The sequence below is a fragment of the Microbispora corallina genome, assembly GCF_016863035.1.
GTDB classification, from domain to species: Bacteria; Actinomycetota; Actinomycetes; order Streptosporangiales; family Streptosporangiaceae; genus Microbispora; species Microbispora corallina.
Genome location: NZ_BOOC01000013.1, coordinates 267,187 through 285,688, shown reverse-complemented (window position 1 = coordinate 285,688; position 18,502 = coordinate 267,187). Strand labels below are relative to the sequence as shown.

Genomic DNA, 18,502 nt, shown 5'->3' with positions numbered 1-18,502 from the left:
GGCGATGACGGCGGGGACGCCTGCGGGCGGTCAGGAGAGCACGGCCGGCGAGGAGGCCGCGGAGCCGGACACGCACGGCCACCTGATGGCCCTGGCGGACAAGGCCATCGGGGCGGGCGAGGGGCCGCGGACGCCCGCCCCCGACCCGGTGAACCCGGTCATGATCCGCCACTGGGCCGAGGCGATGGGGGACGCCAACCCCCGCTACGCGGGCCCGGACGCGGTCGCGCCGCCCGCCATGATCCAGGTGTGGACGATGGCCGGGCCCGGCGGCCGGGCGGCCAGGGCCTCCCGCACGCCGCTGGACGACCTGCTGGGCGCGTTCGACGAGACCGGGTACACGGGCGTGGTCGCCACGAACTGCGAGCACACCTACCACCGCCACCTGCGGCCCGGTGAGCACCTGACGGCCGGCACCCGCATGACGGACATCGCCGGCCCGAAGCGGACCGCGCTCGGCGAGGGGTACTTCGTCACCTGGACGGTCACCTGGTACTCCCAGGACGAGCCGGTGGCGGAGATGCTGTTCCGGCTGCTGAAGTTCCGCCCCCGGGAGCGGCCCGCGCCGCGCGAGCCGTACCCGCTGCGGCCCGCGGTGAACCGGGACACCGCCTTCTTCTGGGAGGGCGCGCGCCTCGGTGAGCTGCGCGTGCAGCAGTGCGCGGCCTGCGGGCTCCTGCGCCACCCGCCCGGTCCCGTGTGCCCGTCGTGCCACTCCACCGAGCGCGCGTACGTGGTGGCGCGGGGGGAGGGCACGGTCTACAGCTACGTGGTCCACCACCATCCCCCGGTGCCGGGTCTGGAGACGCCCTTCGCGGTCGCCGTGGTCGAGCTGCCCGAAGGGGTGCGCATCGTCGGCGACGTGGTCGGCTGCCCGCCGTCCGAGGTGTCCGTGGGGATGCCCGTACGGGTGGAGTTCCGGGAGATGGACGACGAGCTGACGCTGCCGATGTGGGTGCCGGGAGGGGAGTCGTGATGAGCGAGGTCGTCGTCGGGAGCGCGCTGCCGACGCTGGTGATCGATCTCACTCCGACCTTCGTGATCTCGACGGCGCTCGCCACCCGTGACTTCACTCCCGTGCACCACGACACCGCGGTGGCCCGGGCCCAGGGCTCGGCGGACATCTTCCTCAACATCCTGACCACGATGGGGCTGGTCGAGCGGTACGTCACCGACTGGACCGGCCCGGAGGCCGAGCTGCGCGGGATCAAGGTGCGGCTCGGGGTGCCGGCGTACGCGGGGGACACGCTGACGTTCTCCGGGACGGTCGCCGAGGCGTCCGGCGGCGAGGTCACGGTCGAGGTGACGGGCGCGGTGAGCCTCGGCGCCCACGCCACCGCCACCGTCCGTCTCGCCCTGCCCGAGGCCGCGTGACCCCGTCCGTTCTCGTCCGTTCCCGTCCGATCCCGCAGAAGGGCTCCGCGATGACCTCCCTGTCCGGCCGTACGGCCGTCGCCGGCATCGGCGCCACCGAGTTCTCCAAGGACTCCGGCCGGTCGGAGCTCCAGTTGGCCGCGGAGGCCGTGCTGGCCGCGCTCGACGACGCCGGGCTCGCGCCGTCCGACGTGGACGGCCTGGTGACCTTCACCCAGGACGCCAACACCGAGATCGCGGTCGCCCGGGAGACCGGGATCGGCGACCTGTCGTTCTTCTCCCGGGTGAACTACGGCGGCGGCGCGGCCTGCGGCACGGTCCTGCACGCCGCCATGGCGGTGGCCACCGGCGTCGCCGACACCGTCGTCTGCTACCGCGCGTTCAACGAGCGCTCGGGCCGCCGCTTCGGCCAGCCCAACACCGGCATCGGCGGCGAACCCTCGTCGCAGGGGCTGGAGATGAGCTGGCACGCCCCGTACGGGCTGCTGACCCCGGCCGCGTGGGTGGCCATGTTCGCCCGGCGGTACATGCACCGCTACGGCGCCACCTCCGAGGACTTCGGCCGCGTCGCGGTCGCCATGCGGCGGCACGCCTCCACCAACCCGGCGGCGTGGTTCCACGGCAGGCCGATCACGCTGGAGGAGCACCAGGCGTCCCGGTGGATCGTGGAGCCTCTCCACCTGCTCGACTGCTGCCAGGAGAGCGACGGCGGGGTGGCCCTCGTGGTCACCTCGGCCGAGCGCGCCCGGGACCTGCGCCGCCCGCCCGTCGTGGTGCTCGCCGCCGCGCAGGGCTCGGGGGCCGGGCAGATGATGATGACCAGCTACTACCGGGACGACATGACCGGGCTGCCGGAGATGGGGGTCGTCGGCCGTCGATTGTGGGAGATGTCCGGGCTCGGCCCCGCCGACGTCAGGACGGCGATCCTGTACGACCACTTCACGCCGTTCGTCCTCACCCAGCTGGAGGAGCTGGGCTTCTGCGGCCGCGGGGAGGCCCCGGACCTCGTGCGGGAGGGCGGCCTCGAGATCGGCGGCCGCCTGCCCGTCAACCCCCACGGCGGTCAGCTCGGCGAGGCGTACATCCACGGCATGAACGGCATCGCCGAAGCCGTCCGGCAGCTGCGGGGCACGGCGGCCAACCAGCTCGACGACGTCGAGAACGTGCTGGTCACCGCCGGCACGGGCGTGCCGACGAGCGGGCTGGTGCTGTCGCGCGACCGCTGAGGGCGGCCGCTCAGTGGCTGACGATCGTCGGGACGGCGAAGAACACGATCAGCGCGATGGCCAGGCAGATCAGGAACCCGACCAGCTCCCACAGCCAGTCGTAGTGCTTGTCGCCGGCCCGGCCGCCCGCGCGGCCCCTGGCGGGCGCCTGCTTCGCGCGCCGTGCCGCGCCGGCCGGTCCCGTCGCCTGGACGGCACGCCGTCCCGGCTCCCGTACGGCCGGGGCGGCGGCCGGCGGCGCGGCGGGCTCCGCCGGCGGCTCGGGGCGCGTCAGGTCCACCGGAGCGGGCGCGGAGGCGGGGGCCACGGGCGCGGAAGCCGGAGCGGCGGGGGACACAGGCACGGGCGGCTCGGCGGGCCGCCGCGCCTCCGGCTCGGCCGGGCGGAACGCGTCGAACGGCGTACTCGCAGCGTCGCTCGCAGCGGTGCTCGCGGGCGTGTCGGCCGCCTTGGGCGTGACGGCGGACGCCGCGAAGGAGGCGAGGGCGAAGGCGTCGAACACCGCCGTGTCCGCGGCCATGTCCGCCGCCGTGCCGGACGAGCTCGCCGTGAGGCCGGGCGCCCGGAAGGCGTCGAGGGCGCCGGCCGGGCCGGGGTCCGCGGCGGGGACGGCCGTCTCCGGGGTGTCGGCGACCGCGGCGTCGGCGACCGGGGTGTCGGCGACCGGGGCGGGAAGGGCCGGCCCCGACGGGCGCCTCCTGCGGGTGCGGCCCTCGCCGAGCGCCGCGAGGAGCGAGCCCCGCAGCTTCGGCATCGGCTCGGTCGTCGCCTCGTGCCTCGCACGGCGGCGCGGCTCGGCCGGAGTTCCTGTGGGGGCCGTCGCGGCGGTTCCGTCCGCCGGGGCCTCGGGCGCGCCGATGGTGCCGGCCTTGACCACGATCGTGCTGCTGGCCGGGTTGGGGTCGCTCAGCGGGAGCGGCCACGTCGGCGGGGTCGGCCAGAGCCTTTTGGTGGGCAGCGCCGACGAGGGCGCCGAGGGGACGGGGTCCTCGTACGGCAGCGCCGAGAGCACACGGTCCCGGACGGCGGCGGCCGGGCGGCGCCAGGGCAGGCGGGCCAGCACGTCCTCGATGGGGGCGACGCCGATCGCGTCGTACACCTCGGCCACCCCCGCCGCCAGGAACGGCGCCGACCTGGCGGCCGTCACGGCCGTCTCCAGCGTCTGGGCGAAGCGGCGCCGCGCCCCGCCCGTGAGCTCGTCGGCGGTGTCGAGCGCCACGTCGAGCACGACCGCGAGCTCGGGCGTGACCAGGCCGCAGACGGCCGACAGCAGGAGGACCTCCCGCTGGTGCGGCCGGATGTCCCGGAAGACCCGCTCGATCAGGGCGGTGGCGGGGTCGGCGACCGAGTCGACGGCCGGGAGGGCGTAGCTCACGTCCCGGCGGTAGATCTCGCGGCGGCCCAGCGCGTACAGGACGGCGCGGGGCGGCGGCTCCACGGTCGGGACGGCGGTGAAGACCGCGACGACCGCGTCGCCGGCCGAGGCCGTCTCGCCGAGCTGGTCGTGGCAGTACGCGAACAGCCCTGCGGCGTGACGCTCGTAGAGCTCGGCGATCAGCTCGCTCCGGGAGCGCCGACCGGTGAGCGATGGTGTCACGACCGGCTCCCTAGTGGTTCGTTGCGAGGGGCTGGAGTGGGGCGTGTGGGTAATCATGCCAAGACAACCCGTGGCACCGCACTACCAGATGCCCTATTGATAGATATTCAGTCAGCGAGCACGCGGACCGTTCAGGCGGTTCGCACCCGGTCCGGAGGGGACAGAGGGGGTGTCCCGGCCGTAATCTAATCGGAAGGTCGTTTTGCCCACCGGCGCGGCCAGGGGGTAAAGAGGCATTCTGCGGGAAGAGCCGGGGCGCTCGCGCTGTTGCCGTGATCGCCGACTTGCGAAGGGCGAGGTCCCCCGTTGATCACATTCGAAGGCGTCACCAAGCGCTACCGCGACGGGACGGTGGCGGTCGACGACCTGAGCCTCGAGGTGCCCACGGGCGCCGTCACCGTCTTCGTCGGGCCCTCCGGCTGCGGCAAGACGACCTCGCTGCGCATGATCAATCGCATGATCGACGCCACCTCGGGGCGCATCACGCTGGACGGCCGCGACGTGCGGGAGATCGACCCGCCCACCCTGCGCCGCGGCATCGGGTACGTCATCCAGCAGGCCGGGCTGTTCCCGCATCGCAAGATCGTGGACAACATCGCCACCGTGCCGTACCTGCTGGGCTGGGACAAGAAGAAGGCCCGGGCCCGGGCGATGGAGCTGCTGGAGCGCGTGGGGCTCGACCCGGCGCTGGCCGGCCGGTACCCGTTCCAGCTGTCCGGCGGCCAGCAGCAGCGCGTCGGCGTGGCGCGGGCGCTCGCGGCCGACCCGCCGGTGCTGCTGATGGACGAGCCGTTCAGCGCCGTCGACCCCGTCGTGCGGGCCAGCCTCCAGGACGAGCTGCTCCGCCTGCAGTCGGAGCTGCGCAAGACCATCGTGTTCGTCACCCACGACATCGACGAGGCCATCAAGCTTGGCGACACCGTGGCCGTGCTGCGGGTCGGCGGCAGGCTGGCGCAGATGGCCGGGCCGGCGACGCTGCTCACCGAGCCGGCGGACGACTTCGTGCGCGGGTTCCTCGGGCGCGACCGCGGCATCCGGCGGCTGTCGTTCATCTCGGCCAAGGAGGTGCGGCTCGACCCGGCGCCGGGCGAGCTGGCCGTGGACGAGGACGGCCGCCCCCTCGGCTGGCGCACCGGCGGCGGCCTGTCGTCGTTCGGGACCTTCGACCCCGAGGCCGACTCCCTGCGGGCCGCCCTGGACGCCGCGCTGCTGTCGCCGAACGGCACGGCGGTGGCGGTCGACGGCGACGGACGGGTCCGCGGCGTGGCCCGGCGGGAGGCCCTCGACGAGCTGTTCGGCGCGTACGCCGACGGGGTGCCGGAGCGGGCTCGCGGCTTCCACGAGCAGCCCCCGGGTCCGGGCGGTGAGAGCCCGCCGGAGGGTGGGGCCGAGACCGGACGGGCGGGGTCATGAACGGCGAGCCGCTGGTCCGGTGGGACTGGATCGCGCGCAACTGGGCCAACGGGGACCCGTCCGCCATCAGCACGCTCCTGCTGGGTCACCTGGTCATGGCCTTCCTGCCGGTGGTGCTCGGGCTCGTGGTGGCGCTGCCGCTCGGCCTGGCCTGCGTCCGGTGGCGGTGGCTCTACCAGCCCACCGCGGCGCTGATGAACGTGACGTACTCCCTGCCGTCGCTGGTGCTGTTCTCGATCTTCCTGTCGATCACCGGGCTCACCCGGACGACCGTGGTGATCCCGCTGACGTTCTTCGCGCTGGCCGTGCTGATCCCGGCCGTGGTGGACGGGCTGACGTCGGTGCCCGACCACGTGCGGCAGTCGGCCGTCGCCATGGGGTTCCGCCCGGCGCGCCGCCTGCTCCTGGTGGAGCTGCCGATCGCCGTGCCGGTGGTGCTGGCGGGCCTGCGGGTGGCCACCGTGTCGAGCATCAGCCTCGTCAGCGTCGGCGCGCTGATCGGGCAGGGCGGGCTCGGCAACCTGTTCATCGACGGCTGGCAGCGGCAGTTCTACACCCCGATCGTCGTGGGCATCGCGCTGATCGTGCTGCTCGCGGTGGCCGCCGACGGCGTGCTCGTGCTCGCGCAGCGGCTGCTGACCCCCTGGTCCCGGGCGAGGAGGACGGCGTGAACTGGCTGGTCGGCTTCTTCGGCGACTCCGCCAACTGGTCCGGCCCGGACGGCATCCCGACCCGGCTGCTGGAGCACCTGGAGTTCTCCGCGGCCGCGTTCCTCATCGCCGCCGTGGTCGCCGTACCGCTCGGCATGCTGATCGGTCACACCGGCCGCGGCGCGCTGCTCGTCGTGGTCTCGGCCAACGCGGCCCGCGCGCTGCCCACACTGGGCCTGCTCGTGCTGGTCGTGCTGCTGATCGGCGTCGGCACCGTGCTGCCGGTCCTCATCCCGCTGGTCGTGCTGGCCGTCCCGCCCATCCTCGTGAACACGTACGAAGGGGTGCGCGGGGTGGACGCCGACCTGCGCGACGCCGCGTACGGCATGGGCCTGCGCGGCCGGCAGGTGCTCTTCCAGACGCTCACGCCGGTGGCGCTCCCGCTGATCCTGCTGGGCCTGCGGCTGGCCGCCATCCAGGTCGTCTCGACCGCGACGGTGGCGGCGTTCGTGGGGCTGGGCGGGCTCGGCCGCTTCATCATCGACGGCCTGGCCACCAAGACCTACTCCAGCGTCATCGGGGGAGCGGTGCTCGTGGCGGCACTCGCGCTGGCCGTCCAGCTCGCCTTCACGCTGCTGGACCGGCTCGTGGTCTCGCCGGGCGTGCGCCCCCGCGCGGAGCGGGGAGCGGACGCCGCCCGGTAGGCGGCGTCCCGCCCGCGGTGGACAAGCCGTCCCGCCCCTTCCCGGCGAGCCGTCCCGTTCCTACCGGGCGAGCCGTCCCGTTCCTACCGGGCGAGCCGCCGGACCAGGGCCGCCACCCACACCGAGGCCAGCGCCGCGTACATGGTCAGCAGCAGCACCGTGACCACGGTGTCCGGCCGCGCCGCCGCCCGGGCCGACAGCGTGAGCGAGAGGGGCACGACCAGCGCGAGCGCCGTCGCCCAGCCGCCGACGATCCGGCGGCGGAGGCGGGAACCGGCGTGCGCGGCCTCCTGCACCGGCGTGACGAGCGCCATCGTGGCGGCTCCCGCGGCGCCGGTGGGGGACTCGCCCATGACCACGCCGAGCACGAGCAGGGCCACGCCCGACACGAGGAGCCAGAGGCAGAACAGGGCCGAGCGCGGCTCACCCGTTCGCAGGAGCAGCCGCGTGTACGTCCCTCGCGACAGGCGCAGGGTGACGAGCGCCTCCGACACCCACATCGCCCAGTGCAGCAGCGCGATGAGGACGACGACGGCGATCAGCCAGGGGGCCACGGGCAGCAGGACGACCAGCCACGGGGAGCCCCTGAACCGGCGGGCCAGGCCGGTCGCGAGGCGGTAGACCGGGTTGCGCCGCTTCAGCGCGAGCACGAGGAGCTCCCGCGCCCGGTCGATGCCCGGGTCCAGCCTGAGCACCTCGCGGAACTCGCGGGCGGCCTCCCCCGCGTCGCCGAACAGCAGGAGGGCCCGTCCGCGGACCAGGTGGGACAGGGTGCTCCCGGGATCGAGCCGGACCGCCTCGGCGGCGGCCGTGAGCGCCTCCCGGCCCTCCTCCAGGCCGCAGAGGGCGTCTGCCAGCAGGGCCGTCAGCTCGGCGTCCTGCGGGTCGACGGCGAGCCCCTCCCGCGCGGCGTCCGCCGCGGGCCGCCACTCCTCCAGGCCCAGGTGGGCGCGGGCGACCAGCCGCCACACGTCCACCTGGCCGTGGTCCAGGGCCAGAGCCTCGCGGCCGGCGTCCACGGCCTCGCGGAGCCGGCCCGCGTGCATCAGGACCAGGGCGAGGGCGAGATGCGAGAAGTAGTGGGCGGGTGCGAGCCGCACCGCCTCGCGCGCCTCCGACAGCGCCTCGCCGTCGAGGCCCCTGGCGCTGAGCGCGAAGGCGAGCAGCGCGTGCGCCGTCATGTGCTGAGGGTGGCGGGCGAGCAGGCCGCGCAGCTCCCGCTCGGCGGCCTCGGGCCGGCGCAGCCGCAACAGGGCACGGGCCCGCTGGACGGCCTCCTGCGGGCCCGCCCTGCCCTCGTGCGTGTCCGCGGTCACCAGAGGTCACGCAGCCACGGCAGCAGCTCGTCCCACACGCCGCTCTCGTTGGCGTGCAGGACGTAGTTGCGAGCCGTGCCCAGCCATTCCCTGACGGCCGTCGGCCGGACGGCGCGAGCAGCGGTGAGCAGGTCGGCGGTGGACAGCGGAAGCGGACGACCGGCACGGATCGACTCCTGCAGCCTGGCCTCGACCGCCCGGTCGACCAGGCCCTTGAGGTCCGCCCCGGCGAACCCCTCCGTCGCCCGCGCCACCTGCGCGTAGTCGACGCCGGCGAGGGGCTTGTCCCGGCACAGGATGGACAGGATCGCGGCCCGGGCGTCCGCGTCCGGCGGCGGCACGAACACCATCTGGTCGAACCGGCCGGGGCGGCGGAACGCCACATCGATGTACCAGGGTGCGTTCGTCGCGGCCAGCACGAGCACGCCCTCGTTGGCCTGCTCGTCCACGCCGTCGAGCTCGGCGAGGAACTGGTTGACGATCTGGCGGCCGTGCGCCTGCCGGATGTCCGAGCGGCGGGCCGCCAGGGCGTCGACCTCGTCGAAGAACAGGACGCAGGGCCGGCTGCGGCGGGCCAGGGCGAAGGTCGCGCTCAGGTTGCGCTCGCTCGACCCCACCCACATGTCGAGGATGTCGGCGAGGCCCACGTTGACGAAGGCCGCCCCCAGCTCGCCCGCCGCCGCCCTGGCGAGGTGGGTCTTGCCCGCTCCCGGAGGTCCGTACAGCAGCACGCCGCCGCCGGCCCGCTTGCCGTACGCGGCGAACAGCTCGGGCTGCTGGACCGGCAGCAGCAGTTTCATCCGCAGGGACTCCTTGACCCCGTCCATCCCGGCCACGTCGGCGAAGGTCACCCGGCCGCGCTCCACCTCCGCGGTCGGTTCGGCCCCCCACGGGCCGTACGGGGGACCGGCCGGGGGGTCCGCCGGGCCGGGCACCGAGCCCCGGACGGGCAGGTCGGAGGCGGGCCGGGCGGCGGCCGGGTGCTCGTGGCCGGGCGAACCCCCGGAGGGGGGCGCCTCGGGGCCGGTGAGGAGGGCGTCGAGCCGCGGGTCGGTCAGCGAGGGGTCGCGGGCGACCGCCTCGCGGTACCTGGCCGCCGCGCCGGCCGCGTCGCCCTCCCCCAGCAACGCCCGCGCCGCGAGCAGGGCCGCCCGCGGCGGGTACGGAGACGTCGCGAGGAGAGACTCCAGCGCCACCAGCGCCGCCCCGTTCTTGCCCTGCCCGACGAACGTCTCGGCCAGCCCGACGATCACGTCCGGGTCGGCGGGGGCGAGCACGAGCGCCGCCTGGAACTCGGCCTCCGCCTCCGCGAGATGTCCCGCGGCCAGCAGCAGGCCGGCCAGGTGCCGGCGCAGCGGAAGGTTGTCCGGCGAGAGGCGGGCCGCCTCGCGCAGCGCCCGCAGAGCGGCGTCGTCGGTCACATGCCCACGTCCTTCCGGTGCCGTCGTCCGAGATCGACTCCAGTCTCGTGGCGTACGGCGCGGCCCGGCACCGGATTTTCGGAATGCCCGCGACGTGGACGACCGCGAGTATGGGGCAGAGGGGCCGGGCTTCGGTCATCCGATTTTGTCGGCCTTGTGTGCTACTCCTAGGTGGCTAGTCTGGGCCACGGCCGCGTGCTCACCCGTGGCCGATCGGGGTGAAGGGGAGGAGGCGCACGTTGGAACGTCCGCTAATCTCCTATTTATCTCCCAAAAATGAAGGGATTGCACGATGAGACGCATACTCGGCGTCGCGGCGGTCGTCCTGACCGCGGCGCTTTCGCTATCTGCGTGCGGGGGCTCCGACCCGCTGACCTCCGCCACCCCCGCCGCGCCCGCCTCATCGGGCGGCGCCGCCGGCTCCTCCACGGTCGTCGTCGGCTCGTTCAACTTCCCCGAAAGCGTCCTGCTGGCCTCGATCTACGCGCAGGCCCTCAAGGCCAAGGGCGTCACGGTCGAGGAGAAGCCCAACATCGGCAGCCGCGAGGTCGTCTTCGACCAGGTCAAGAGCGGGGGCCTCACGATCCTGCCGGAGTACATCGGCTCCCTTCTCGCCTTCGTCGACAAGAACACCACGGCGAAGACCAAGGACGAGATCGTCGCGTCGCTCAAGGAGAAGCTGCCCTCCGGGCTTGAGGTCCTGGAGCCCGCCGAGGCGCAGGACAACAACTCGCTGACGGTCACCAAGGAGACCGCCACGAAGTACAAGCTGACCACGATCGAAGACCTGGCCAAGGTGTCCAAGGACTTCGTCGTGGGCGGGCCGCCGGAGTTCAAGCAGCGCCAGGAGCAGAACTTCAAGACGGTGTACGGCCTGGAGTTCAAGCAGTGGAAGCCGACCGGTGACACGACCGCCGACGCCATCAAGAGCGGCACGGTCCAGGTGGGCAACGTGTTCACGACCGACCCGAAGATCGTCCTCAACGACCTGGTGCCGCTGCAGGACAACAAGAACGCCTTCGGCTCGGAGAACGTCACGCCCCTCGTCTACAAGGCCGGCGTGAACGACGCCGTCGTGTCCACCCTGAACGCGATCTCCGCGAAGCTCGACACCACCACTCTGGTGTCGCTGATGAAGCGGGTCGCGGTCGACAAGGACGACCCGCCGGCGGTGGCCAAGGACTGGCTGACCCAGAACGGCCTCGGGTAACCGAGGTGATCGAGGGCCGGCTCTCCCGACGGGAAGCCGGCCCTCCCCGCTTCCTGGACGGCTTCCCGGACGGCGCCGACCGCCGGTGTCCGCCCGGGCTCGTCAGGCGCCGCGGCGGGCGCGGGCGCGGCGCTTGCCCTCGTGCATGGCCTGCACCCGGGCCACCGGGATCGTGTGGCCCTCGGCGATCAGGTCGGCGGGCAGCGCCTGGGGTCCGGGCATGTGCTCGGCCCAGGGGTCCCCGCCGCCCAGCAGGCCGGGGACGGTCCGGATCGTGAAGTCCTTCGGCGTGACGCGGTCGAGGTCCTCCCAGGCCACCGGGAACGACACCGGCGCCCCCGGCCGAACTCGCGGGCTGTAGGCCGCCACGACCGTCGCCCCGCCGGCCCGCGTCGAGTCGAGGAACACCTTCCCGCCCCGGTCCTCCCGGATGAACGCCGTCGTGGCGAGCGCCGGGTCGAGACGCTCGGCCCGCGCGGCGAGCGCCCGGGTGGCCGCGGCCACGTCCTCCACCGGGACTCCGGGGCCGATCGGCACGAACACGTGCACGCCCTTGGCGCCGCTGGTCTTCACCGCGCCCGCCAGTCCCGCGTCGGCCAGCGCCTGGCGCACCAGCAGGGCGGCCCGTACGGCGAGGGGGAACGCGTCCCCCTCGGGAGGGTCGAGGTCGAGCACGAGATGCGTGGGCCGTCCCCACTCGTCCGACCGGAACAGCGCCGGGTGGTACTCCACGGCCCTCTGGTTGGCGAACCACAGTAGCGTCCGGCGGTCGTCGCACAGGGCGTAGGTGACCTCCCGGCGCGAGCTCTCCGCCCACATGGCGACGGTCCGCACCCACTCCGGGGCGTACTTGGGCACGTTCTTCTGCATGAACGGCTCCTGGCCCTGGCGGACCCGGATCACCGAGAGGGGACGGTCCCGCAGGACCGGGATGACGCGGTCACGGACGGCGTCGAGGTAGTCCACCAGGTCGCGTTTGGTCGCGTCCGAGGCGTCGAACAGCGGCTGGTCGAGGTTCGTGAGCGACACCCCGTCGCGCGCCTCATCCGTGGTCATCCGATCACCATGCCCCGGCCTGGACCCGGCCAACCCTCCGTACCCGGCCTCCGCGCCGGACGGCATGATGAACCGCGGGAGACGAAGGAGGCCTGACCGTGGGGGGTTCGTTCACCGAGGCGATGGCGCAGCTGGCCGCCGGCGTGGGGGTGGTGACGGTCAGGGACGACCGCGACGACCTCGGGACGACGGTCGCGACGCTGATGTCGGTGTCGCTCGACCCGCCCCTCGTCCTGGTCAGCCTCGCCTCCGCGGGCTACCTCGCCGAGGTGCTGCTGCGCCGCGACCTGTGGGCGGCCACGCTCCTCGCCGACGGTCAGCAGGCGGTCGCGTCCCGGTTCGCGACGCCCGGCAGGCCGAGCGCGCGGCTGCTGCTGGCGGGCGTCCCCCACCACCGCGGGGAGCGCACGGAGGCGCTCGTGGTGGACGGGGGAGTCGCCGCCGTCGAGGTGGAGACGGTCCGCGTCGTCCCGGCCGGGGACCACACGCTGTTCGTCGGCGCGGTCCTGTCCGTGGACTACGTCGACGGGACCCGCGCCCCCCTCATCCGCCTCCGATCCCGCTACCGCCCGGTGACGTGACCCGTCAGCGGATGGTCCACCAGCCGGGCAGCACGAGCGGGCCGTACGAGGGCAGGTTCAGCTCGCCGGCCAGGCGCGCGAGCGGGCCCCACGCCTCCAGGCGCACCCGGGCGAGGGCGGCCGACCGGTCCTCGCTCGACTCCGCCGGCCGCAGCCGCTCCAGCGGGTGCAGGCGCGGGTAGGTCCGCACCGGCGCGTCGACGGCCAGGCCGGCCTTCTTGCGGGCCAGGGCCAGCGCGTCCTCCAGGCCGCCGAGCTCGTCTACCAGGCCGTTCCCCGAGGCGTCGGCGCCGGTCCAGACCCGGCCCCTGGCCAGCTCGTGGGCCCGATCCCGGCTGATGCCGCGGCCCTCGGCCACCTTGCCCACGAAGTCGTCGTAGATCCGGTCCAGCCACGCGTTGACCCGCGCCCACTGGGCGTCGGAGAACTCCCGGCTCGTGGAGAACATGCCGGCGTTCGCCCCCTCGGTCACCGCCTCGGTGACCACGCCGAGCTTGCCGAGCAGCTCGCCGACGACAGGCTTGCCGCCGAAGACGCCGATCGAGCCGGTCAGCGTCCCGGGCTGGGCCACGATCAGGTCCGCGGCCATCGACACGAAGTACCCGCCGGAGGCGGCCAGGTCGCCCATCGAGACCACGACCGGCTTGCCGGCCCTCCGGGCCAGCACGACCTCGCGCCAGATGGCGTCCGAGGCGACGTACGACCCTCCGGGGCTGTCCACCCGGAACACGATGGCCCGGACCTTCTCGTCGCGGCGGGCCGAGCGCAGGGCCGCGCTGATCGTGTCGGAGCCCATCGCGCCCCCGCCGCCGAGCGGGGAGCGGCCGCTGCGGCCCAGCCGGATCATGCCCGTGCCGTGGACCAGGGCGACCACGTCGCCGCCGGGGTGCGGCAGCCGCTTGGCCAGGGCGGTCTTGGCGTACCGGGACACGTACAGGAGGTGGGCGTCCTCGCCGACCGTCTCCTCGTAGACCTCGTCGCGGTACTTGAGGGCGTCCACCAGTCCGGCCTCGACGGCCTCGACGCCGATGAACGGGCCCTGGTCGATCAGCTCCCGCACCCGGGCCGGGTCGAGCGAGCGGGCCTCGGTGATGCCGGCCGTGATCTGCTCGGTCACCGACTCGGCGATGCGCCCCGCCGACTCCCGGTGCGGCTCGGTCATGTGGTTCTGCGTGAAGGTGTTGGCCGCGGTCTTGTACTCGTGCCGCTGGCCGAGCTGGTACTCCACGCCGGCCTTCGCCAGCGCGTCGCGCAGGAACCGCTGCTCCAGCGCGATGCCGGTGAGCCCCACGTCGCCCGACGGCTGGAGGTAGACCCGCTCGAACGCGCTCGCCAGGTAGTAGGGGACGGTCCCCGCGCCGAACTCGCCGAACGTCTCGGCGAACGCGACCGTCCGCTTTCCGGCGGCCCGGAGCTTCAGCACGGCCGTGCGGAGCTCCTGGACCATGCCGAGGCCGAGGGGGTTGCCGCCGATCTTCACGATGAGGGCGGTGACCCGGGGGTCCTTCCTGGCCCGCTTGAGCCCGGACAGCACGTCCGCGAGCCGGGCCTTGCGCATGGACAGCAACGCGCCGACCGGGTCGGCGGGCGGTCCCTCTGACAGTCCCTCGGTGAGGTCGAGTTCGAGCACGAGCGGTGCGGTACGGCGCTGCCGCAGCTTGTCGACGGTCTCCAGGATCGTCCTCGTCGCGTCCATAAATGCCACCATAAGCGAAGGTTTCTTCCCTGCTACCTCCCTCGGGCAACGCGTCTCCCCGAAGTCACGGCCGCCACACAGGCGGCGGCGAACGGGGCCGGCCCCCGCGTGCCGAGGCGCGCGGGGGGCGGGTGGGGGGTGCCGATCGAGGGCGCGACGATCTAGTTGAGACCGGTGGACATGGCGGTGATCAGCTCACCGTTCGCGGTGTCGCCGCTCGCCTCCCAGAAGAAGGCGCCGCCGAGGCCCTGGTTCTTCGCGTAGGTCATCTTGCCCGCGATCGTGACGGGGGTGTCGTAGCTCCACCAGTTGCCGCCGCACTTGGCGTACGCCGTACCGGCGACGGTCCCGGTCGCGGGGCAGCTGTTCTTCAGGACCTTGTAGTCCTCGATTCCGGCCTCGTAGGTGCCGGGGGCCGCGCCCGTCGCCGAGCCGCCGGGGGCGGCCTGGGTGACGCCGGTCCAGCCACGGCCGTAGAAGCCGATGCCGAGCAGCAGCTTGCTCGCCGGCACGCCCTTGCTCTTCAGCTTCTGGATCGCCGCGTCCGAATAGAACCCGGCGGTCGGGATGCCGCTGTAGGAGGTGAGCGGTGAGTGCGGCGCCGTCGGGCCGGTGGCCGCCCAGGCGCCGAAGTAGTCGTAGGTCATCACGTCGTACCAGTCGACGTACTGCGCGGCCGAGTCGTAGCCGCCCACGTCGATCTTGCCGCCGCCGGTGCCGTCCGCGGTGATGGCCGAGGTGATCAGGTAGTTCTGCCCGAATCTGGCGCGCAGCGCCCTCATCAGGTTGCCGTACGCCGCGGTGCCGCTGCTGTCGCAGCTGAGGCCGCAGGAGTTCGGGTACTCCCAGTCGATGTCGATGCCGTCGAACACGTCGGCCCACCGCGGGTCCTCGACCACGTTGTAGCAGGAGTCGGCGAACGCCGTGGGGTTGGCCGCGGCCTGCGTGAAGCCGCCGGAGTAGGTCCAGCCGCCGAAGGAGAACAGCACCTTGATCTTCGGGTAGAGCGCCTTGAGCTTGCGGAGCTGGCCGAAGTTGCCGCGCAGCACGCCGGCGTCCCAGGTGTCGGCCTTGCCGTCCACGCTGTTGGCGGTCGTGTACGCCATGTCGTAGTCGGCGTAGGTGTCCGACAGCACGCACCGGCCGTTGGTCACGTTGCCGAAGGCGTAGACGAGGTGCGTGAGCTTGGCGGCCGAGCCGCTGGTCACCAGGTTCTTGACGAAGTACTGCCGGCCGTAGACGCCCCAGTTCGTAAAGTAGCCGACGACCTTCTTGCCGCCGCCCGGCCCCGTCGGGGTGACGGTCGGGGTCGGCGTCGGGGTCGGCGTCGGGGTCGGCGTGGGCGTCCTGGTGGGGCTCACGGTCGGGGTCGGCGTGGGCGTGGGCGTCCTGGTGGGGCTGACCGTCGGCGTGGGCGTCGGCGTGGAGGTGCCCGAGAGGGGCTTCCACAGGGCCGGCACGTTCGGCGGCTCCCAGCCGACGAGGGACGTGTGCGCCTGGATCGCCTCGTAGTCCTTGCCCGAGTACGTGACCCGGGCGCCGACGGCGTAGGACGTGTTCGGGGCCCACGCCGCGTAGGCCATGGCGACCAGCCCGCCGCGCGGAGCGGTGACGGAGGCGCCGGCGCCGGCGGTTCCGAGGGCGAGCGGCGCCAGCAGCGCGGCGCCGGCGAGGAGGGACCCGAGCAGGATTCTTCGCAAGGATGGCTCCAGGTTGGGGGGAGGGGAGACCTGGCACTACTCATAGGAAAGTTTCCTATCAGTAGTCGGAGCCTACGGAGCGCTTCACCCGCCGGTCAACGGATCCGGACGCGGTTAACCCCCGCTTAAGCCTCCCCTAAGGAGCCCGCCCGGGTCAGGCCGGCTCGGCCACGCCCCCCTCCTCCTTCGGGCGTCCCGGCTCCTCCGCGGGCACGACGGTCTCCCGCGCGATCTCCTCGACCAGCTCCTCCACGAGCTCGCTCGTGGGCTCCTCGCGCAGCTCCACGGCCGGCTCGACCCGCGACCGCAGCCACACCGCGCCCAGCGGCGGCACCCGCAGGCGCACCGAGTACGGCAGGCCGTGCCGGGGGACGTCGACCGCGTCCACGCCGCCCATGTTGCCGACGCCGCTGCCCGAGTACTCGTACGCGTCGGTGTTGAGGACCTCCTCCCAGCGGCCGCCGACGGGCAGGCCCAGGTGGTAGTCGTCGTGGGGGCCGCCGGAGAAGTTGGCCACGCAGGCGATCACCGAGCCGTCCGTGCCGTACCGCAGGAAGGAGAACACGTTCCCCGGGGCGTCGTCGGCGTCGATCCAGCGGAAGCCGTCCGCCGTGTAGTCCTGGGAGTGGAGGGCGGGGGTGTCCCGGTAGATCCGGTTCAGGTCCTTGACCAGCCGCTGGACGCCCTGGTGGTAGTCGAAGTCCAGCACCCACCAGTCGAGGCCGTTCGCCTCGGACCACTCGGCCCCCTGGCCGAACTCGCCGCCCATGAACAGCAGCTGCTTGCCGGGGTGCGCCCACATGAACGCGTACAGCGCGCGCAGGTTGGCGAAGCGCTGCCACTCGTCGCCGGGCATCTTGCCGAGCAGCGACCCCTTGAGGTGCACGACCTCGTCGTGGGAGAGCGGCAGCACGAAGTTCTCCGAGAAGGCGTACATCAAGGAGAACGTCATCTGGTGGTGGTGGTACTGCCGGAAGACCGGCTCGTGGGCCAGGTAGTTGAGCGTGTCGTGCATCCAGCCCATGTTCCACTTGAAGCCGAAGCCGAGCCCGCCGAGGTGGACGGGCCGCGACACGCCGGGCCACGCCGTGGACTCCTCGGCGATGGTCACGATGCCCGGCTCCTCGCGGTACACAACCGCGTTCATCTCCTTGAGGAACTCGATGGCGTCGAGGTTCTCCCTGCCGCCGTACTCGTTGGGCGTCCACTCGCCCTCGCGCCGGGAGTAGTCGAGGTAGAGCATCGAGGCCACGGCGTCCACCCGCAGGCCGTCGACGTGGAACTCCTTCAGCCAGTAGAGCGCGTTGGCCACCAGGAAGTTGCGGACCTCGTTGCGGCCGAAGTCGAAGACGTAGGTGCCCCAGTCGGGGTGGGTGCCGCGGCGCGGGTCGCCGTGCTCGTAGAGCGGGGTGCCGTCGAAGCGGGCCAGCGCCCACTCGTCCATGGGGAAGTGCGCGGGCACCCAGTCGACGATCACGCCGATGCCGGCCCGGTGCAGCTCGTCCACGAAATGGCGGAAGTCGTCGGGCGAGCCGAACCGCGCGGTGGGGGCGTAGTAGGAGGTCACCTGGTAGCCCCACGAGCCGCCGAAGGGGTGCTCGGCCACCGGCAGGAACTCCACGTGGGTGAAGCCCATCTCCTTCACGTACGCGACCAGTTCCTCGGCCAGCCGCCGGTACGACAGCCCGGGCCGCCACGAGCCCAGGTGGACCTCGTACACGCTCATCGGCTCGGCCAGCGCCGACCTCCCGGCACGGCCGGCCATCCAGTCCTCGTCCCGCCACTCGTACGAGGGCCGGTCCACGATGGAGGCGGTCGCCGGCGGCACCTCGGTCCTGCGGGCCATCGGGTCGGCCTTCTCCCGCCACACGCCGTCGAGGCCGAGGATCTGGAACTTGTACCGGGCGCCGGGGCCGACGTCGGGGATGAACAGCTCCCACACCCCCGACCTGCCGAGCGAGCGCATCGGGTGGGCGCCGCCGTTCCAGTGGTTGAAGTCGCCGATCACCCGCACGCCCTGCGCGTTCGGCGCCCACACCGTGAAGGCCGTGCCGTCCACGTCCTCGTGCCGCATCACCCGCGCGCCGAGCGCCTCCCACAGCCGCTCGTGCCGTCCCTCGGCGATCAGGTGCAGGTCCAGCTCGCCCAGCGTCGGCCAGTGCCGGTACGGGTCGTCGGTCTCGTACGGATGGGCCTCGGGATAGGTGATCCGCAGACGATAGTCGGGGACCTTGTCCAGACCTGGGAGCGTCACCTCGAACACCCCGAAGGCGACGTGCGCCATCTCGTGCGCGGAGCCGTCGACGAGTACCTCGACCTTCTCCGCGAAGGGGCGCAGGGCCCGTACCGTCACGCCGTCGGGGCCGGGGTGGGCACCGAGGATCGCGTGGGGGTCGTGGTGCGCGCCGCCTGCCAGCCGGTCCAAATCCATGCTCTTACCCTGCCCTAGAACCATCCCACACCCCAACAAACTGAGGTCGGAAGGAGAATGCCCGAGAACGTCGCGATCTCACCCGCGACACGAGATCGTTCGCCGCGCACGCCGGGTGCCGCGTGCG

The 18,502-nt window shown here is 73.2% G+C and carries 15 protein-coding genes; 8 read left to right on the top strand and 7 right to left on the bottom strand.

The window, feature by feature from the left end:
* The first annotated feature begins 4 nt into the window (after positions 1–4).
* Genes Mco01_RS16680 through Mco01_RS16670 form a run of 3 tightly spaced genes read left to right on the top strand, consistent with a single transcriptional unit; the run spans position 5 to position 2,600 of the window.
* Complete coding sequence (locus tag Mco01_RS16680; RefSeq protein WP_239103657.1) at positions 5–976, top strand: bifunctional MaoC family dehydratase N-terminal/OB-fold nucleic acid binding domain-containing protein; 972 nt, start codon at positions 5–7, stop codon at positions 974–976.
* Positions 976–1,374 (top strand): MaoC/PaaZ C-terminal domain-containing protein, encoded by a 399-nt coding sequence (locus Mco01_RS16675; RefSeq protein ID WP_204057785.1) that lies wholly within the window; start codon positions 976–978, stop codon positions 1,372–1,374. The genes Mco01_RS16680 and Mco01_RS16675 overlap by 1 nt, the downstream gene beginning before the upstream one ends.
* 50 nt (positions 1,375–1,424) lie before the next feature.
* Positions 1,425–2,600, top strand: a complete 1,176-nt coding sequence (locus Mco01_RS16670) for a lipid-transfer protein (RefSeq protein ID WP_204057784.1) — start codon at positions 1,425–1,427, stop codon at positions 2,598–2,600.
* Between the two features lie 10 nt (positions 2,601–2,610).
* Here the strand turns inward: Mco01_RS16670 and Mco01_RS16665 are convergent, their stop codons facing one another.
* Positions 2,611–4,197, bottom strand: coding sequence for a hypothetical protein (locus tag Mco01_RS16665; protein ID WP_204057783.1), 1,587 nt, complete (start codon positions 4,195–4,197; stop codon positions 2,611–2,613).
* 306 nt (positions 4,198–4,503) lie between these two features.
* Here Mco01_RS16665 and Mco01_RS16660 point away from each other — a divergent pair, with 306 nt between their 5' ends.
* From Mco01_RS16660 to Mco01_RS16650, 3 genes are read left to right on the top strand one after another with little or no spacing between them, the layout of a single operon-like run.
* On the top strand, positions 4,504–5,610 hold the full coding sequence (locus Mco01_RS16660) for an ABC transporter ATP-binding protein (RefSeq protein ID WP_204057782.1): 1,107 nt from the start codon (positions 4,504–4,506) through the stop codon (positions 5,608–5,610).
* Positions 5,607–6,281 carry an ABC transporter permease gene (locus tag Mco01_RS16655; RefSeq protein ID WP_204057781.1) on the top strand — a complete coding sequence of 225 codons (675 nt, stop codon included), beginning with the start codon at positions 5,607–5,609 and terminating at the stop codon, positions 6,279–6,281. The genes Mco01_RS16660 and Mco01_RS16655 overlap by 4 nt, the downstream gene beginning before the upstream one ends.
* Positions 6,278–6,964 carry an ABC transporter permease gene (locus Mco01_RS16650; RefSeq protein WP_036331248.1) on the top strand — a complete coding sequence of 229 codons (687 nt, stop codon included), beginning with the start codon at positions 6,278–6,280 and terminating at the stop codon, positions 6,962–6,964. The genes Mco01_RS16655 and Mco01_RS16650 overlap by 4 nt, the downstream gene beginning before the upstream one ends.
* 83 nt (positions 6,965–7,047) lie before the next feature.
* Here the strand turns inward: Mco01_RS16650 and Mco01_RS16645 are convergent, their stop codons facing one another.
* Positions 7,048–8,280, bottom strand: coding sequence for a tetratricopeptide repeat protein (locus Mco01_RS16645; protein ID WP_204057780.1), 1,233 nt, complete (start codon positions 8,278–8,280; stop codon positions 7,048–7,050).
* Positions 8,277–9,701 carry an ATP-binding protein gene (locus tag Mco01_RS16640; protein WP_204057779.1) on the bottom strand — a complete coding sequence of 475 codons (1,425 nt, stop codon included), beginning with the start codon at positions 9,699–9,701 and terminating at the stop codon, positions 8,277–8,279. Before Mco01_RS16640 ends, Mco01_RS16645 begins: the two co-directional genes overlap by 4 nt.
* Before the next feature lie 292 nt (positions 9,702–9,993).
* On the opposite strand from Mco01_RS16640, the gene Mco01_RS16635 reads away from it, so the two are divergent.
* Positions 9,994–10,911 (top strand): ABC transporter substrate-binding protein, encoded by a 918-nt coding sequence (locus tag Mco01_RS16635; RefSeq protein ID WP_204057778.1) that lies wholly within the window; start codon positions 9,994–9,996, stop codon positions 10,909–10,911.
* 102 nt (positions 10,912–11,013) lie between these two features.
* On the opposite strand, the gene ligD is transcribed toward Mco01_RS16635, so the two are convergent.
* On the bottom strand, positions 11,014–11,967 hold the full coding sequence (ligD, locus tag Mco01_RS16630) for a non-homologous end-joining DNA ligase (protein ID WP_204057777.1): 954 nt from the start codon (positions 11,965–11,967) through the stop codon (positions 11,014–11,016).
* Positions 11,968–12,065: 98 nt separating this feature from the next.
* Between ligD and Mco01_RS16625 the strand changes: the two genes are divergently transcribed.
* Positions 12,066–12,548 carry a flavin reductase family protein gene (locus tag Mco01_RS16625; protein WP_307825580.1) on the top strand — a complete coding sequence of 161 codons (483 nt, stop codon included), beginning with the start codon at positions 12,066–12,068 and terminating at the stop codon, positions 12,546–12,548.
* 4 nt (positions 12,549–12,552) lie between these two features.
* Here Mco01_RS16625 and sppA read toward each other — a convergent pair whose 3' ends face one another.
* The 3 genes from sppA to glgB all read right to left on the bottom strand — a co-directional run bounded on the left by sppA (position 12,553) and on the right by glgB (position 18,375).
* A complete protein-coding gene (gene sppA, locus Mco01_RS16620) occupies positions 12,553–14,244 on the bottom strand; it encodes a signal peptide peptidase SppA (protein ID WP_204057776.1) in 1,692 nt (563 codons plus the stop codon).
* Between the two features lie 161 nt (positions 14,245–14,405).
* Positions 14,406–15,944 (bottom strand): glycosyl hydrolase family 18 protein, encoded by a 1,539-nt coding sequence (locus Mco01_RS16615; protein ID WP_239103656.1) that lies wholly within the window; start codon positions 15,942–15,944, stop codon positions 14,406–14,408.
* A gap of 154 nt (positions 15,945–16,098) precedes the next feature.
* Positions 16,099–18,375 (bottom strand): 1,4-alpha-glucan branching protein GlgB, encoded by a 2,277-nt coding sequence (glgB, locus tag Mco01_RS16610; protein WP_239103655.1) that lies wholly within the window; start codon positions 18,373–18,375, stop codon positions 16,099–16,101.
* Positions 18,376–18,502 lie beyond the last annotated feature (127 nt).

What these genes read in the sequence shown, in the direction of transcription:
- Mco01_RS16680 (WP_239103657.1), top strand. Translation starts at nt 5, where the DNA reads ATGACGGCGGGGACGCCTGCGGGCGGTCAGGAGAGCACGGCCGGCGAG.
- Mco01_RS16675 (WP_204057785.1), top strand. Translation starts at nt 976, where the DNA reads ATGAGCGAGGTCGTCGTCGGGAGCGCGCTGCCGACGCTGGTGATCGAT.
- Mco01_RS16670 (WP_204057784.1), top strand. Translation starts at nt 1,425, where the DNA reads ATGACCTCCCTGTCCGGCCGTACGGCCGTCGCCGGCATCGGCGCCACC.
- Mco01_RS16655 (WP_204057781.1), top strand. Translation starts at nt 5,607, where the DNA reads ATGAACGGCGAGCCGCTGGTCCGGTGGGACTGGATCGCGCGCAACTGG.
- Mco01_RS16635 (WP_204057778.1), top strand. Translation starts at nt 9,994, where the DNA reads ATGAGACGCATACTCGGCGTCGCGGCGGTCGTCCTGACCGCGGCGCTT.
- ligD (WP_204057777.1), bottom strand. Translation starts at nt 11,967, where the DNA reads ATGACCACGGATGAGGCGCGCGACGGGGTGTCGCTCACGAACCTCGAC.
- sppA (WP_204057776.1), bottom strand. Translation starts at nt 14,244, where the DNA reads ATGGACGCGACGAGGACGATCCTGGAGACCGTCGACAAGCTGCGGCAG.
- glgB (WP_239103655.1), bottom strand. Translation starts at nt 18,375, where the DNA reads ATGGATTTGGACCGGCTGGCAGGCGGCGCGCACCACGACCCCCACGCG.